The 576-nt window shown below is 43.2% G+C and carries 1 protein-coding gene; it reads left to right on the top strand.

What is annotated here, in order from left to right:
• On the top strand, positions 1–576 hold a 576-nt coding region (locus R7O13_RS29240; RefSeq protein ID WP_318305505.1), incomplete at both ends, for a GGDEF domain-containing protein.

Below are 576 nucleotides of genomic sequence, written 5' to 3' on the forward strand. Positions count from 1 at the left end.
AACAAAGATGGATTCGATTCAAAAGCCATGTTCATCTATGTTTTGATGCTGGTGATGTTCATCTTGTGGTCCTACATCATCTTGGCATATTACGTTGATGGTGGCTTTGAGCAATGGACCAGCGGCATTTTGTTCATTGTGCCTAGCGTATCTAAGCTGCCGTTTATTCTTGTTTTGTATTGTGTTGGTATTGTGTGCTTTCTCGGTATTCTGCTGCTGAAAACCAACAAAATCATCCATGCGATGACCTATTCTGCAATGGCTTTGGCTTCCGCGACATTCATCTTCTTTGATGTGCAGTACATTTCCAGCACCATGTTTACGCTTACTGGTCTGCTCATCATCATCTATTCGACCTCGGCGAGTCACCAACTTGCTTTTACTGACAGCCTAACGCAGATTCCAAGCCGCAGAGCATTAGATTTAGATCTAAAACACATGGGCAGAAAATTCACAATTGCAATGCTCGATGTCGACCACTTCAAGAAATTTAACGACACGTACGGGCATGACATCGGCGATGATGTGCTAAAAATGGTGGCTTCAAGATTGATGAAAACACGTGGTGGTGCAAAG

The organism is Vibrio sp. Y176 (assembly GCF_033438945.1).